General features: G+C 60.4%; 13 protein-coding genes. 3 read left to right on the top strand and 10 right to left on the bottom strand.

The window, feature by feature from the left end:
• Positions 1 to 392 precede the first annotated feature (392 nt).
• The gene (locus tag E6C55_RS01420; protein ID WP_136367976.1) at positions 393 to 1019 is read right to left on the bottom strand and encodes a hypothetical protein; all 627 of its coding nucleotides are present in this window, start codon (positions 1017 to 1019) and stop codon (positions 393 to 395) included.
• Between the two features lie 122 nt (positions 1020 to 1141).
• Between E6C55_RS01420 and E6C55_RS01415 the strand changes: the two genes are divergently transcribed.
• Entirely contained in the window at positions 1142 to 2209 is a 1068-nt protein-coding gene (locus tag E6C55_RS01415; protein WP_136368042.1) for a lactonase family protein, read from the top strand.
• A gap of 89 nt (positions 2210 to 2298) precedes the next feature.
• On the opposite strand, the gene E6C55_RS01410 is transcribed toward E6C55_RS01415, so the two are convergent.
• The 3 genes from E6C55_RS01410 to E6C55_RS01400 all read right to left on the bottom strand — a co-directional run bounded on the left by E6C55_RS01410 (position 2299) and on the right by E6C55_RS01400 (position 3919).
• Positions 2299 to 2523 (bottom strand): cold-shock protein, encoded by a 225-nt coding sequence (locus tag E6C55_RS01410; protein ID WP_136367975.1) that lies wholly within the window; start codon positions 2521 to 2523, stop codon positions 2299 to 2301.
• An 85-nt stretch (positions 2524 to 2608) separates the two neighbouring features.
• Complete coding sequence (locus E6C55_RS01405) at positions 2609 to 2809, bottom strand: cold-shock protein (protein WP_136367974.1); 201 nt, start codon at positions 2807 to 2809, stop codon at positions 2609 to 2611.
• 429 nt (positions 2810 to 3238) lie between these two features.
• Positions 3239 to 3919, bottom strand: a complete 681-nt coding sequence (locus tag E6C55_RS01400; RefSeq protein WP_136367973.1) for a hypothetical protein — start codon at positions 3917 to 3919, stop codon at positions 3239 to 3241.
• A gap of 212 nt (positions 3920 to 4131) precedes the next feature.
• Between E6C55_RS01400 and E6C55_RS01395 the strand changes: the two genes are divergently transcribed.
• Complete coding sequence (locus E6C55_RS01395) at positions 4132 to 4833, top strand: CAP domain-containing protein (protein WP_136367972.1); 702 nt, start codon at positions 4132 to 4134, stop codon at positions 4831 to 4833.
• A gap of 73 nt (positions 4834 to 4906) precedes the next feature.
• Here E6C55_RS01395 and E6C55_RS01390 read toward each other — a convergent pair whose 3' ends face one another.
• Entirely contained in the window at positions 4907 to 5719 is an 813-nt protein-coding gene (locus E6C55_RS01390) for a CAP domain-containing protein (protein ID WP_230986459.1), read from the bottom strand.
• Positions 5720 to 5912: 193 nt separating this feature from the next.
• Between E6C55_RS01390 and E6C55_RS01385 the strand changes: the two genes are divergently transcribed.
• Entirely contained in the window at positions 5913 to 6665 is a 753-nt protein-coding gene (locus tag E6C55_RS01385) for an SDR family NAD(P)-dependent oxidoreductase (protein WP_136367971.1), read from the top strand.
• 186 nt (positions 6666 to 6851) lie between these two features.
• Here the strand turns inward: E6C55_RS01385 and gndA are convergent, their stop codons facing one another.
• The 5 genes from gndA to zwf all read right to left on the bottom strand — a co-directional run bounded on the left by gndA (position 6852) and on the right by zwf (position 13990).
• On the bottom strand, positions 6852 to 8264 hold the full coding sequence (gndA, locus tag E6C55_RS01380; RefSeq protein ID WP_136367970.1) for an NADP-dependent phosphogluconate dehydrogenase: 1413 nt from the start codon (positions 8262 to 8264) through the stop codon (positions 6852 to 6854).
• A 63-nt stretch (positions 8265 to 8327) separates the two neighbouring features.
• On the bottom strand, positions 8328 to 9665 hold the full coding sequence (locus E6C55_RS01375; RefSeq protein ID WP_136367969.1) for a glucose-6-phosphate isomerase: 1338 nt from the start codon (positions 9663 to 9665) through the stop codon (positions 8328 to 8330).
• A 50-nt stretch (positions 9666 to 9715) separates the two neighbouring features.
• A complete protein-coding gene (gene fsa, locus E6C55_RS01370) occupies positions 9716 to 10384 on the bottom strand; it encodes a fructose-6-phosphate aldolase (RefSeq protein WP_136367968.1) in 669 nt (222 codons plus the stop codon).
• Positions 10385 to 10437: 53 nt separating this feature from the next.
• The gene (gene tkt / locus E6C55_RS01365; RefSeq protein ID WP_136368040.1) at positions 10438 to 12444 is read right to left on the bottom strand and encodes a transketolase; all 2007 of its coding nucleotides are present in this window, start codon (positions 12442 to 12444) and stop codon (positions 10438 to 10440) included.
• Complete coding sequence (gene zwf, locus E6C55_RS01360; RefSeq protein ID WP_136367967.1) at positions 12428 to 13990, bottom strand: glucose-6-phosphate dehydrogenase; 1563 nt, start codon at positions 13988 to 13990, stop codon at positions 12428 to 12430. The genes tkt and zwf overlap by 17 nt, the downstream gene beginning before the upstream one ends.
• Between the last annotated feature and the right edge of the window lie 38 nt (positions 13991 to 14028).

The raw sequence follows: 14028 nt of genomic DNA, 5'->3' as shown, positions 1-14028 counted from the left end.
TCATGCCCCTCTTGATCCGGCGATTCATTCGATTTTATATGATTTTTCACATTCGTCGGCCTGGATTTCGCGGGAATCGAGGTGTTTTATGTGATTTTTCGCATACATCCAGCCATTCGAGGCCGGAATTCCGCCATGTATGTGATTTTTCACATTCGTTGCGCCTCGAAGCCCCTTTTCCCTCCGAACGTATGTGATTTTTCGCATAAAATCGTCTCACGCGCCGAACAGCCGCCCCGCCTCGCTCCCCACCAACCAATTCCTCCAAAAAAAACGAAGCAGGCCAACAAGCCTGCTCCGAGTCCGTCCGTCGCTATTCCGTCGTTCCAACTTATTCCCTCACTTCAGCGTCAGCGCCGTTCCGTCATCCCATCGCGCCTCTCGTTCCGGCACTATCCCTTCCCGCCGGCGACGTCCTTCGGGTCGCCGGCCCCGGCTCGTTCTCCCGCCTCGTGGAACAGGATCTCCTCGGGAAGGCCGAAGTACTCGCAGAAGATGGCGCGATAGGCCGGGTCCGGCATGGCTCCCGCGTGCATGTACTTCCTCGTCGTGCCCGGCGACACTCCCCGCTTGCGGCTGAAGTCCGCCGGGGAGATGCCGTGGACGGCGAACAGCCCCGACAGAATCCGGTTCTTCTTCGCCCCGAGCAGCGCCCGCTTGTAGAAGCGGCCGGACTCCTCGCCCTCCAGCCGGCCCCATTCCGAGTCCGGGTAGAACAGCACGGTCTGCGGCAGGCCGAACCTGTGGGCGATAAACGCCCGGTGCTCCTCCGTCGGATATACGCCTTCGTAGATCCAAGCCGCGACCGTGCGCGGCGCGACGCCGACAAGCTCGGCAAGCTCGGACAGCTTGACGTCCTCCGTGATGAGGAGCGACATCAGAATTCGATTTTGCACCGTCCAATTCTTCGGCTTGCGGAAGCGCGGCTTGCGTATGCCTTGCCCGATCTTCGAACGATTGCTCTCCGCGAGCAGTTGGATTCTGGTCTTCGGTTGCTCTAGTTGTTCGATCATGCCCATTCGACTTCGTTCCCCTGTCTATTCATCATCTTCCGTGGACTATTTTACAGCGTTCCTTCGGAAAGCTACAATAAAACTATTCTAATATTCCATAAGAAGCGGGGTTATTGACATTGGCCACAATGAATGATCGGATGCTTGTGCTGGTTGGCTCCTACGCCGAGGAGGACGGCAACGGCATCTATTCTTATTCCTTCAATGAGGAGAACGGCACGCTCGAGCCGCTAAGCGGGCTGTCCGGCTTCAAGAACCCGACCTTCCTCCAACTGGATGCGGCGAACAAGCGCCTGTACGCCATCGCGGAGATCCAGTCGGACGACGGCGGCAAGGCGAGCGACGCCGTGCGGATCGCCATCGATCCAAGCACCGGGGCGCTGACGGAAGAAGACCGCTCGCTGGCATCGACCGGGCCGGCATGCCATATCCAGATCAGCCCGGGCAACCGCTACCTGACCTTGACCAGCTATCACCAAGGCACGGTCAGCCTGACCGCCCTGGAGGAGGACGGCCGCATCAGCAAGCTCCTCGACGAGCGTCAGCACGTCGGCCAGGGCGGCAATCCCGAGCGGCAGGACAGGCCGCATACGCACTCCTCGTTCCACAGCCCGGACGGCCGTTACCTGTTCGTCTGCGAGCTGGGAATCGACCGCATCATCGCGTACACGATCGAAGGCGATGCGTTGAAGCTCCGCGGCGAGACGGCGCTGCATCCCGGAGCGGGCCCGCGCCACCTCGCGTTCCATCCGAACGGGCGGTTCGCTTACGTCATCAACGAAGTGGACTCCACCGTGACGGCGCTCGGCTACGACGCCGAAGCCGGGGCGCTGCATCCGTTCCAGACCCTCTCCACGCTGCCGGACGGCTTCGAGGGAGAGAACACGACCGCCGAGATCGCGCTGTCGGCGGACGGCCGGTTCCTGTACGGCTCGAATCGCGGCCACGACAGCCTCGCGGTCTATTCGGTCGACGAGGAGTCCGGCAAGCTGAGCTTCCTTGAGCACGTCGGCGCCCAGGGCAAGCATCCCCGCCACTTCTCGATCGTGCCGGGAGGACGTTACCTGATCGCCGCGAATCGCGATACGAACAACCTCGCCGTGTTCAAGCTCGACCCGGAGAGCGGCTTGCCGAGCTTCACGGGCCACTCCGTGACGGTCTCGAAGCCCGTCTGCGTATGGGCCGCCCGCTTCTGAGCCCGAACGCCCAACCCACCCCAAACCAAACGCCCGAGCGCTAAACCGCCCGGGCGTTTGGTCGTTCCGCGTGATTATTTGTGCCGGCGTTAGATCCGGACACCCATCTTCGAAGACTTCGAGTTGCTCATATTCGTCAGTTGAGGCAGCATCCTCGTGCCACTCTCCATGGGCGAATGGCAGAGAACGCAAGTTGGAATGCTCTCGAAGGCGAAGTTATCCCGCATCCATCCGTTGCAACCGTCGTTTGTACACTGCCAGATCGCGGTCTCCTCTTGCGGAAGTTCCTCGAACGTTTTTTTCCTCGAATACATGATTAACCCCTCCTTGAAGATAGGATGCCCAGAAAAAGAAAAAAGCTCCTGACCGAAATCAGAAGCTCCTTCTTTAAGCTGTAACTTACAGCTTAACGACGTTCTCGGCTTGCGGGCCGCGAGCGCCTTGTACTACGTTGAACTCAACGCGTTGGCCTTCGTCGAGGGTCTTGAAGCCGTCGCCGACGATTGCGCTGAAGTGAACGAATACGTCGTTGCCGCCTTCAACCTCGATGAAACCGAAGCCCTTCTCTGCGTTGAACCACTTAACTGTACCTGTTTGCACTTGGAATTCCTCCAAAAAGTAAATTTACATGATCTTTTTTATTCTCTAGGAAATAAAAAATTCACATAGGGTAAAAGGTTCCATCACGTAATGATAACCCTTTACGTTATGTGAATTCCGATTGGTTCCTGTTATAACGATGCTATATCAAGGTACTTCTTGAATGCGAGGCCGTTTAAGCTTCTGCATCTTATTGGAGTATAACAGAACCGCTCACGGAATTGCAACTGTAATAAAATGTAATTGTCATTGGATTCAGGCAACCTCAGCAACCGCATCAATCGCGTCGTCCGAAGCTGCAGCTTTAATAGCATATCCGGGAACGGCCGGTTCTATACCTCGTGCAGAACATATCCTGTGAAAAAAAATCGGCCGGCGCTTCGAACGGTTCTATTCATTGGCACTCTGGGCACGCTCCCCGCGTTGCTCCTACCGGCGCCTCCTCCGCTCGAATCGCAGCCTCTCCCTCAGCAAGGGAAGATGGTGCTCCAGCGCCTCCCGGTTGAGCGTGATGACCGTCCAGCCTCCGAGGGAGAGAAGCTCCCGGCGCTTCTCGCGCTCCTGACGCTTGCCCGGATCGTCGGGCTCGGCCGGCAGGAATTCGAAGGCGAGCGGATTCGGCGCCCGGTTCGAATAAAGGTAGAAGGAGGACGCGGGCGACAGAGAACGCGCGGAACGGTCCGCCGTCAGATCGTCGAAGCGGTAGTCCGTCAGCGGTCCCCACAGCATCTGCAGGAAGCGCTTGACGTCTTCCCCGTATGTCTGCCGGAACCGGGCGGCGACGCTGCTCTCAAGCCAGCCCTCCACGTTCTCGTGCACGTCTTGCTCCTCCGCTGCCGCGCATACCTCCTCCTCGAAGCCGGGAGACCAGGAATAGCGGTACTGCAGCGCTTCTTCCTGGCAATACAGCAGCTCCCCCTGGCCGTCGAAAGCAATGTGCGAACGGGAGAGCCGGTTCGTATAGAGGTATACCCCTTCCTCGTTGTCCGTGAACATAAGCTGCTCCAGAATCAAGGCCGCATCGTCCGGGCGGCGGCGCTCCAAATATTCGGCGACCGGAGCGAACGCCTCCTCCAGCCATTGCTGCGTCACGCGGCTCGGTATCTTCATCCTCTTCCTCCCGCTGGCGATCTCGGTTCCCCTCCCGTGCAAAATAAAACACCGCGCAAGCAGAAGAACTCTCCTCTGCAAGCACGGTGCTTCCGTGTGTCATCGATACGATGAGTGTACCACAACAAGTACAGCTTCGACAATCGACTGCTCCTTACATATTTAAAAAAACGAATGCAGACCCTGTATCGTAACCGAGGAGGGAACCCATCATGAGAAAAAAACGTTCGATCGGCCTCGCTGCCGTCTTCTTCCTGCTGCTCTCCGGCTGCACGAGCAACCCGCACTGGACGGCGGAGCAGCTCACGGACAACCAAGGACGGCTCGGGCCCGTCTCCAGGCAAGGAATGCCCGCCGCTCTGCCGCACGCGGCCTCTTCCGTCTCGACCGCCGACTCCTCTTACCAAGCGCTCCGCGCGCAAGAGCAGATCGAAGCCGGCCATTCCAGTTGGCTCGACCGTTTTATTCGGGACCATGTCCCTTACCGCCCGGATGGAGTCTCCTCCCCGTCGGACCGGCCGCGGACTTACGCGGCGGAAGCGGCCAAGGAGCCGAAGGAGCAGGTGCTGGCACTCGTGAATCTGGAGCGGGAACGCGCCGGTCTCGCTCCTCTGCGGGCAGAACGCCGGCTCGGAGAGATGGCTTCGGTCAAGGCCGAGGAGATGGATTCCCGCAACTACTTCTCCCATCGCTCCCCGACGTTCGGCTCCCCGTTCGAGATGATGACGGCCTTCGGCATCCGTTACCGGGTCGCCGGCGAGACGATCGCGCAGGGGCAGGATCGCCCGGCCGAGGTCGTGGAGCAATGGATGGCAAGCCCGCAGCACCGGGCCAACCTGCTAAGCGCCGAATTCGCGGAGACCGGCATCGGCTACTACAACGGCAAGTGGGTGCAGGAATTCGCAGGCGATTGACCGCCGCAACGCAAGAAAGGCTCCGGTCCCGTCCGCAGCAATCGGACAGGATTCGGAGCCTTCGTTGTGCCGCCTACTTGCCGATAAACTCCTGAACCCATTCGCCGGTGCCAAGATACCCGACCCCGATATGGGTGAAGCTGCCGTTCAGGATGTTCGCCCGGTGGCCCTCGCTGTTCATCCACTGGGACATGACCTGCTCGGGGCTTGTCTGCCCCTTCGCGATGTTCTCGCCCGCGGACTGGAACTCGACGCCGAACGCCTTCATCATATCGAACGGCGAGCCGTACGTCGGAGACTCGTGGGCGAAGTAATTGTGATCGCGCATATCCTCGGCCTTGGCCTTGGCGACCTGCATCAGCTTGTCATCGAGACTGAGAGCGCCGAGCCCGTTGTTCTGCCGCTCCTTGTTCACCAGCTCGACGACCTGGCTCTCGAACGCCGAAGCGCCGGTCGCGGGCGATGACGTCTGCGCGGGATTCGCCGATTGGACAGGGTTCGCCGATTGGACAGGGTTGGCCGATTGGATGGGGTTGGCCGTCTGGCCGGGATTGGCGATACCGCCTGCCGCTCCACCCGCTCCCGATCCGCCCGTCTGCGGATAGCCCGTCTGCGGATAACCGGTCTGCCCCGGCGATGCGGTCGACCCTGGATTGCCGAAGCTGCCGGGGTACAATTGTCCGATCAGCCGATTGATCAGGCCGTTCGTATCGTTTGTCGTCTGCTTCGTCCGGTAAGCTGCCGTCGTCGAAGGGGTCGCGCTGTAGATCGAGGAAGTCTTCATCCCGTGCGCAAGCGGCGCCGCATTCTCCTGTTTATGTCCGCAGCCCGCCAGCAGCGCAACAGCCGTTGCGGCAGCCGCTGCGACAACGATGATTTTTTTCACGCTATCACCTTGCCCTCTCGTTCATCATCTTCATCTGCCTGTAGAGTGCCTCCCCGCCTGGGAAATATGCTCCGGTAAAGTCTGGCGTTTGAGAACGGACGAGTGCAGTGATATAATAAATATTGTAGTGATAGTTATACTATCATAACTATCGTACAACCGAATTCATCATCTTCCGACAGGAGAGATCGCCATGAATAGACTCGAGCACAAAGTAGCGATCGTCACGGGGGCCGGCAGCGGCATGGGACGCGAAGAGGCGCTGCTGTTCGCCCGCGAAGGTGCGACGGTCGTCGCGACGGACATTAACGAAGCGGCCGTGCAAGCCGTTGCCAAGGAGATCGAAGCCGCAGGCGGACAAGCTCTTGCCTTCGCCCACAACGTCGCTTCCGAAGAAGACTGGGTATCGATCGTCGACAAGACCGTCAAGCAATTCGGCAGGATCGACGTGCTCGTCAACAACGCCGGCGTCTCGCTCGCCGTCGGCCTGCTGGACACGACGATCGACCAATGGAACAAGGTCATGGGCATCAACGTGACCGGCACCTTCCTCGGCATGAAGCATGTCGTTCCGGTCATGATCGAGAACAAGGGCGGCTCGGTCGTCAACATCTCCTCCATCGCAGGCCTGACCGGCGGCAGCGGCGCGGGAGCGTACACCGCCTCCAAGGGCGCCGTCCGCCTGCTGACGAAGGCCGCGGCCGTCGACTATGGCAAGTTCAACATCCGCGTGAACTCCGTTCATCCCGGCTTCATCGAGACGCCGATGAGCTCCGATCTGATCAAGAACGAGCAGATGCTGCAGTGGTTCCTGTCGCAGACGGCGCTCCCGCGCGTCGGCGAAGCTTCCGAAGTCGCGGCGGCGGTTCTGTTCCTCGCCTCCGACGACTCCTCCTACGTTACGGGCATCGAGCTTCCGGTCGACGGCGGCGTGACGGCGAAGTAAAATCCGATCGCGATGCTCCCGCCCTGAATGCCGGTTTTTCCGGCATTCAGCCCACGGATGACCGCCACTACCGCTTCGAATGCCGGTTTTTCCGGCATTCAGCCCACGGATGGACGGCACGGTACCGTCCAACAGCAAAAAAAGTCTTCGGCCAACTTCGCCGAAGACTTTTTTGCGTTTAATCCCTTAGTTCTGCATCCACTGGAAGTGGAAGACGCCTTCCTTGTCGAGACGCTTGAACGTATGCGCGCCGAAGTAGTCGCGCTGCGCTTGCAGCAGGTTCGCCGGCAGGCGCTCGGAGCGGTAGCTGTCGTAGTAGGCGAGCGCGGAGGCGAACGCCGGCACCGGAACGCCGCGCGTGATCGCCGTCGCGACGACGCTTCTCCACGCGTCCTGGTAGCTCTCGATGACGCCGCCGAAGTAGTCGTCCAGGAACAGGTTGCGCAGCTCCGGGTTCTTGTCGTAGGCGTCCTTGATGTTCTGCAGGAAGCGGGCACGGATGATGCAGCCCCCGCGGAAAATCATCGCGATGCTCCCGTAATTCAAGTTCCAGTTGTATTCCTCGGACGCGGCACGCATCTGTGCGAAGCCTTGGGCGTAGGACGCGATTTTGCTCGCGTACAGCGCCTTGCGGACCGCTTCGATGAACGCGGTGCGGTCGCCGTCGAACGGTACGGCAGCCGGGCCGCTCAGCTTCTTGCTGGCCGCGACGCGCTCTTCCTTCATCGCGGAGAGGAAGCGCGCGAAGACGGATTCGGTGATGATCGACAGCGGCACGCCCAGGTCGAGCGAGCTCTGGCTCGTCCACTTGCCCGTGCCCTTCTGGCCGGCGGAGTCGAGGATGACGTCGACCATCGGCTTGCCGGTGTCGGGATCGGTCTTGCCGAAGATGTCGGCCGTGATCTCGATCAGGTAGCTGTCGAGCTCGCCCTTGTTCCACTCGGTGAAGATGTTGTGCAGCTCATCCGTGGACAAGCCGAGCACGTCCTTCAGCAGGTGGTACGCTTCGCCGATCAACTGCATATCGCCGTACTCGATGCCGTTGTGGACCATCTTCACGTAGTGGCCGGAGCCGCCTTCTCCGATGTAAGTGGAGCAAGGGTCGCCGTTCACCTTCGCAGAGATCGCCGTCAGAATCGGCTCGACCAGCTCATACGCGTCCTTCTGGCCGCCCGGCATGATCGCCGGCCCCTTCAACGCGCCTTCCTCGCCGCCCGATACGCCTGCGCCGATGAAGCGGAAGCCTTGCGCCTCCAATTCCTCGTTACGGCGCTGCGTGTCCGGGAAGTAGGCGTTGCCGCCGTCGATGAGGATGTCCCCCTTGTCGAGGTAAGGCACCAGTTGGTTGATGGTATCGTCCGTCGCCGCGCCGGCCTGAACCATGATCAGAATCCGACGAGGAGTCTCCAGCGATTGCACGAATTCTTCCACGCTATATGTGCCGACGAAGTTGCGTCCGGCCGCTTCTTCGAGCAGGTCCTTCGTCTTCCCCGGAGAACGGTTGTACAAGGACACCGAGAAGCCTCTGCTCTCAATGTTAAGGGCAAGATTTTTGCCCATGACGGCCAATCCGACGACACCGATTTGCTGCTTGCTCATTCCAGTAACTCCTCCCGCTTCTATCCCATTTTTTCTATTTAGAATGATTTTCCGCCCGGTATATTACTTGCCAAGACGCTTCTGCAGCTCCGCCTTCTGCGCCTCGAAGCCCGGCTTGCCGAGCAGCGCGAACATGTTGACCTTGTACGCCTCGACGCCCGGCTGGTCGAACGGGTTGACGCCGAGCAGGTGGCCGCTGACGCCGCACGCCTTCTCGAAGAAATAAACCATCTCGCCGTACGTGTACTCGCTCAGCTCGTCAAGCTCGACGACCAGGTTCGGAACGCCCCCGTCCACGTGCGCGAGGCGCGTGCCGATCGCGGCTTGCTTGTTCACTTCGTCCAGCGTCATGCCGGCGAGGAAGTTGAGGCCGTCCAGGTTGGCGGCATCGGTCTCGACCGTAAGCTCCAGCTTCGGCTTCTTGACGGACAGAACCGTCTCGAGCAGATCGCGGCGGCCTTCCTGCACGTACTGCCCCATCGAGTGGAGGTCGGTCGTGAAGTCGACGGAAGCCGGGTACAGCCCCTTCTGGTCCTTGCCTTCGCTCTCTCCGAACAGTTGCTTCCACCATTCCGACACGTAGTGCAGGGAAGGCTCGAAGTTCGCGAGCAGCTCGATCGTATAGCCCTTGCGGTACAGCGCGTTGCGAACGGCGGCGTATTGATAGCTCTCGTTGGTCGCGAGGTCCGGGTTGTTGTACTTCTCGGCGGCTGCGGCGGCGCCCGCCATCATCTTGTCGATATCGAGGCCGGCTGCGGCGATCGGGAGCAGGCCGACGGCCGTCAGCACGGAATAGCGTCCGCCCACGTCGTCCGGAATGACGAACGTCTCGTAGCCTTCCTCGTCGGCCAGCTTCTTCAGCGCGCCCTTGGAGGCGTCGGTCGTCGCGTAGATGCGCTTGCGCGCCTCTTCCTTGCCATACTTCTTCTCCATGTAGTCACGCAGAATGCGGAACGCAAGCGCCGGCTCGGTCGTCGTGCCCGACTTCGAGATGACGTTCAAGGAGATGTCCTTGCCCTCGAGCAGTTCAAGCAGGTGCTTCATATAGGTCGAGCTGATATTCTGTCCGGCAAAATAAACCTGGGTATTCCCGGCGATCTGGTTGTGGAACGTATGCGACAGCGACTCGATGGCGGAGCGGGCGCCCAGGTAGGAGCCGCCAATTCCGATGACGACGAGCGCCTCGGAATTGCCGCGAATGCGGCTTGCGGCTTCCTTGATGCGGGCGAATTCTTCCTTGTCGTAGTTGAACGGAAGGTCGACCCAGCCGACATAATCGGAGCCCGCGCCCTTCTTGTTGTGCAGGCGGTCGTGGGCAGTCGCGACGAAGTCGCCGAAGTAGTCCACTTCATGCTGCTGGATGAACGATAGTGCGTCGGTATAATCGAATCGAATAGCCACTTGCTTCGTCTCCTTCACTTCTGAATACTCTCGAACCCATCTAACTCGAATTATTGCTGTTCCGTCTTCTTCCAGTCCGCCGCGAACTTCTCAAGCCCTTGCTCCGTCAACGGGTGCTTGGTGAGCTGCTCGATAACCGAGAACGGAATCGTAGCGATATGAGCGCCGGCCATGGCAACGCGGGTAACGTGGTCCGGGTGGCGAACGGAAGCGGCGATGATCTGGGCGTCCAGGTTGTGCACGCGGAACAGCTCGGCGATCTTGGCGACCAGCAGAACGCCGTCTTCGGAGATGTCGTCGAGGCGGCCCAGGAACGGCGATACATACGTAGCGCCGGCGCGAGCCGCGAGCAGAGCCTGGTTCACCGTGAAGATCAGCGTGACGTTCGTCTTGACGCCCTTCTTCGTCAGGTAGCGGCAAGCTTCCAGACCGGCGAGCGTCATCGGCAGCTTGATCGTGATGTTCTTGTCGTAGTCGTTGATCTTGATCAGCTCTTCCGCTTCCGCGATCATCTGCTCGGCCGTGATCGCGTTGGGCGTCACTTCCGCCGAGACGGACTCGACTTCCGGAACCTCGCGAAGAATCTCGGCGATGCGGTCCTCGAACTTGACGCCTTCCTTGGCAACCAGGGAAGGGTTCGTCGTAACGCCGGACAGGACGCCTACCTTGTAGGCTTTCTTGATGTCGGCCAGGTTGGCCGTGTCGATGAAGAATTTCATTTGGGAATGACCTCCGTTTGGTTTGGGTTATTTATTGTTAATGGGGTGGAAAATCAATTCAGCAAATCATTAACGAGACGAACGACGTTGGCGGAGGTGAAGCCGAAGTGAGCCATGACCTCGCCGCCCGAGCCGGACGCGCCGAACGTGTCGATGGACAGCACCTTCCCGGCAGCGCCGGCATAACGGTCCCAGCCGAGCGAGATGCCCGCTTCGAGCGTCAGGCGCTTCGTGACGGCAGCCGGCAGAACCGCTTCCTTGTACGCGGCGTCCTGGCGGTCGAACAGCTCGCGGCTCGGCATCGCAACAACGCGGACGGACGTGCCGTTCTTCTCGAGCTCTTCCTTCGCCTGAACGGCCAGCGACACCTCCGAGCCGGTTCCGATCAGGATGACGTCCGGATTGGCTTTGGTCTCGGATAAGGAATTCGTCTCGGACAGGATATAGGCTCCCTTCGCGACGCCTTCCACATTCCCCTTCGCCGCTTCGAATACCGGAAGGTTCTGGCGGCTCAGCACGAGCGCGACCGGCCCTTCCTTCTGCTGCAGGGCGTACGCCCAAGCGGCTGCGGTCTCGTTCGCATCGGACGGGCGGATCACCGTCAGGCCCGGAATGGTGCGCAGCGCGGCCAAGTGCTCAACCGGCTCATGCGTCGGTCCGTCTTCGCCGACCGCAATCGAGTCGTGCGTGAAGACGTAGATGACCGGCAGCTTCTGCAGCGCGGCAAGACGAATCGCCGGGCGCAGGTAGTCGCTGAAGACGAAGAACGTGGCCACGAACGGCTGCACGCCGCCGTGCTGCGCCATGCCGTTGGCGGCGGCGCCCATCGCATGCTCGCGCACGCCGAAGTACACGTTGCGTCCCGCGTAGGAATCGATCGCGAACTTCGCTTCGCCGGAGATGTCGGTCATCGTCGAGTGCGACAGATCGGCGCTGCCGCCGAAGATCGTCGGCACGGTCTTGACGAAGTGGTTGATCGCGTTGCCGCTGGCGACGCGGGTCGAGACGCTCTTGGCCGGATCGAACGTCAGGACGTTCTCGGCCGGAATGCTGACCTTGCCGGAGATCGCTTGCTCAAGCTCTTGGCCCAGTTCCGGATATTGCTTGCTGTAGGAAGCGAACAGCTCGTTCCAGGAAGCTTCCTTCGCCGCGCCCTGCGCCTTAAGCTGCTCGAAGTGCGTGCGCACCTCCGCCGGAACGGTGAATTCTTCCTCATAGGCCCAGCCGTAAGCCGCCTTCGCGCCCGCTCCGTCTTCCTTGCCGAGCGGAGCGCCGTGCACCTTGTACGTACCGGCGTTCTTGCTGCCGAAGCCGATGATCGTGCGAACCTCGATCAAGGTCGGCTGCTCGGCGTTCGCCTTGGCGGCTTCGATCGCCTTCGCAATCGCGGCCGTGTCGTTCCCATCCTCAACTCTCAAGTACTGCCAACGTGCCGACTCCGCTCTTTTCTGGATGTTTTCCCCGAAGCTGTAGTTCAGTTCGCCGTCCAGAGAGACATCGTTCGAATCGTACAGCACGATCAGCTTGCCGAGCTTCATGTGGCCGGCCATCGACATCGCTTCGTACGAGATGCCTTCCATGAGGCAGCCGTCGCCGACAAGCGCATACGAGTAATGGTCCACGACCGGAAGGCCTTCCTTGTTGAACTTCGCCGCCAGATGCGCTTCCGCCATCGCCATGCCGACCGCGTTCGCGATGCCTTGGCCGAGCGGTCCGGTCGTCGCTTCGACGCCGTCGGTGTGGCCGAGCTCGGGATGGCCCGGCGTCTTGCTGTTCAGCTTGCGGAATTGCTTCACGTCGTCAAGCGACACCTGGTAGCCGAACAGGTGCAGCAGGCTGTAGAGCAGCGCCGAGCCGTGGCCTGCAGACAGGACGAAGCGGTCGCGGTTGAACCACTTGGAGTGGCCCGGGTTGTGATTCAGGTGCTGCGCCCAGAGCGTGTACGCCATCGGCGCGGCTCCCATCGGGAGGCCCGGGTGGCCGGAGTTCGCGGCGTTGATGGCATCGATGGACAGCGTGCGGATCGTGTCGATGGCGAGTTGATCAATGGTTTGCGTGATAGGCATAAGTCTCTTCTCCTTCGGTTGCTTGCTCTTGCGTCTTGCCTTCGTTCTTGCCTTCTATGTCATCGAACCACCAATGGAAGCCGTCCTCGGCGAGCAGCTCGTCGGATTCCTTCGGCCCGTAGGAGCCGGCTTCATAGAGGCGGAGCGGAACTTGCTCGTTCTCGAACGCCTTCAGAATCGGTTCGACCCATGCCCAGCTCAGCTCGACCTCGTCCCAGTGGGCGAAGAACGTCGAGTCGCCGAGGAAGGCGTCGTGGATCAGGTTCTCGTAGGCTTCGGCCGTGTTGTCGCGGTGGGTGTGAAGATCGACGTTCATCGGCTTGAAGACGCCGCCCGCTCCCGGCTCTCTCGTGTTCAGTTGCAGCGTGATGCCTTCATTAGGGGCAAGCTCGAACACGAGCAGGTTCGGCACGATGCCGGACTCCTTCGCCTGCGCGGCTTGGGACGCCTGCTTCAGCGGCTCCTTGAACTCGATGACGATGCGGGTCGACTTCTCCTTCAGGCGCTTGCCGGTGCGAATGTAGACCGGAACGCCGCGCCAGAAGTAGTTGTCGATCTCCAGCTTCCCGGCGATGAACGTATCGTTCCGCGTGTCCGCGGGAATGCCCGGCTCCGCCGTATAGGCGACGACCGGCTCGCCCTTGATCGCGCCGTCCTTGTACTGGCCGCGAATAATCCGCGAAGCGACCGTCTCCGCTTGCAGCGGAACGAGCGCCTCCATGACGCCCTTCTTCTTCGCGCGGACGTCTTCGGACGTGCTGTCGCTCGGCAAGTGAATCGCGAGCATCATGAGCAGTTGCAGCATATGGTTCTGGAACATGTCGCGGAGCGCGCCGGACTTGTCGTAGTAGCCCGCTCTCTCCTCGACGCCGACCGTCTCGTTCGCCGTGATCTGCACGTTCGCGATATAGCGGTTCGTCCAGAACGCCTGCAGCACCGGGTTCGCCTGCTGAAGCATCTCCAGCTTCTGCACGACCGGCTTGCCCAGATAATGGTCAATCCGGAAAATCTCCTCTTCACTAAAGGCCGCGCTCAGCTTCTCGTTAAGATCGCGTGCTGTCGCCAGATCGTGGCCGAACGGCTTCTCGATGACGAGACGCTTCCAGCCCTTCGTCGTGCCCAGGCCGCTCGACTTGATGCGGAAGGCGATCGTCTCGAAGAACTCGGGGCCGACCGACAGATAGAACAGTCGGTTCTGCGGGATGCCAAGCTCCTCCTCGCGATTCTCCACCAGCGTCAGCAGCTTCTTGTAATCCTCTTCGTTGCCGACGTCCAGCACGCAATAGCGGAATGCGGCGAGGAATTCGTTCAGCTTGCCTTGCTCCTCTTCCGAGACGGCCTTGCGCCGCGAGAACTCGGCGATCGACTTGCCGACGTTGTCCTGCAGCTTCTCATCGGACCATTCCCGTCTTCCGAGTCCGACAACCGAGAATGCCTTCGGGAGCTTGCCGTCAACGAACAAATTATATAAGGCCGGGTAAATTTTTCTCTTGGCCAGGTCTCCTGTCGCTCCGAACAGGACAATAGTGGTTGCTTCCATGGTGCTCTCCGTCTCCTCCCGGTACTCGTCTATTTCGT

This window comes from Cohnella fermenti (genome assembly GCF_004801405.1).
GTDB classification, from domain to species: domain Bacteria; phylum Bacillota; class Bacilli; order Paenibacillales; family Paenibacillaceae; genus Cohnella; species Cohnella fermenti.
This window is presented reverse-complemented; position numbering and strand designations above follow the sequence as displayed.

What these genes read in the sequence shown, in the direction of transcription:
- E6C55_RS01420 (WP_136367976.1), bottom strand. Translation starts at nt 1,019, where the DNA reads ATGGGCATGATCGAACAACTAGAGCAACCGAAGACCAGAATCCAACTG.
- E6C55_RS01415 (WP_136368042.1), top strand. Translation starts at nt 1,142, where the DNA reads ATGAATGATCGGATGCTTGTGCTGGTTGGCTCCTACGCCGAGGAGGAC.
- E6C55_RS01410 (WP_136367975.1), bottom strand. Translation starts at nt 2,523, where the DNA reads ATGTATTCGAGGAAAAAAACGTTCGAGGAACTTCCGCAAGAGGAGACC.
- E6C55_RS01400 (WP_136367973.1), bottom strand. Translation starts at nt 3,919, where the DNA reads ATGAAGATACCGAGCCGCGTGACGCAGCAATGGCTGGAGGAGGCGTTC.
- E6C55_RS01395 (WP_136367972.1), top strand. Translation starts at nt 4,132, where the DNA reads ATGAGAAAAAAACGTTCGATCGGCCTCGCTGCCGTCTTCTTCCTGCTG.
- E6C55_RS01385 (WP_136367971.1), top strand. Translation starts at nt 5,913, where the DNA reads ATGAATAGACTCGAGCACAAAGTAGCGATCGTCACGGGGGCCGGCAGC.
- gndA (WP_136367970.1), bottom strand. Translation starts at nt 8,264, where the DNA reads ATGAGCAAGCAGCAAATCGGTGTCGTCGGATTGGCCGTCATGGGCAAA.
- fsa (WP_136367968.1), bottom strand. Translation starts at nt 10,384, where the DNA reads ATGAAATTCTTCATCGACACGGCCAACCTGGCCGACATCAAGAAAGCC.
- zwf (WP_136367967.1), bottom strand. Translation starts at nt 13,990, where the DNA reads ATGGAAGCAACCACTATTGTCCTGTTCGGAGCGACAGGAGACCTGGCC.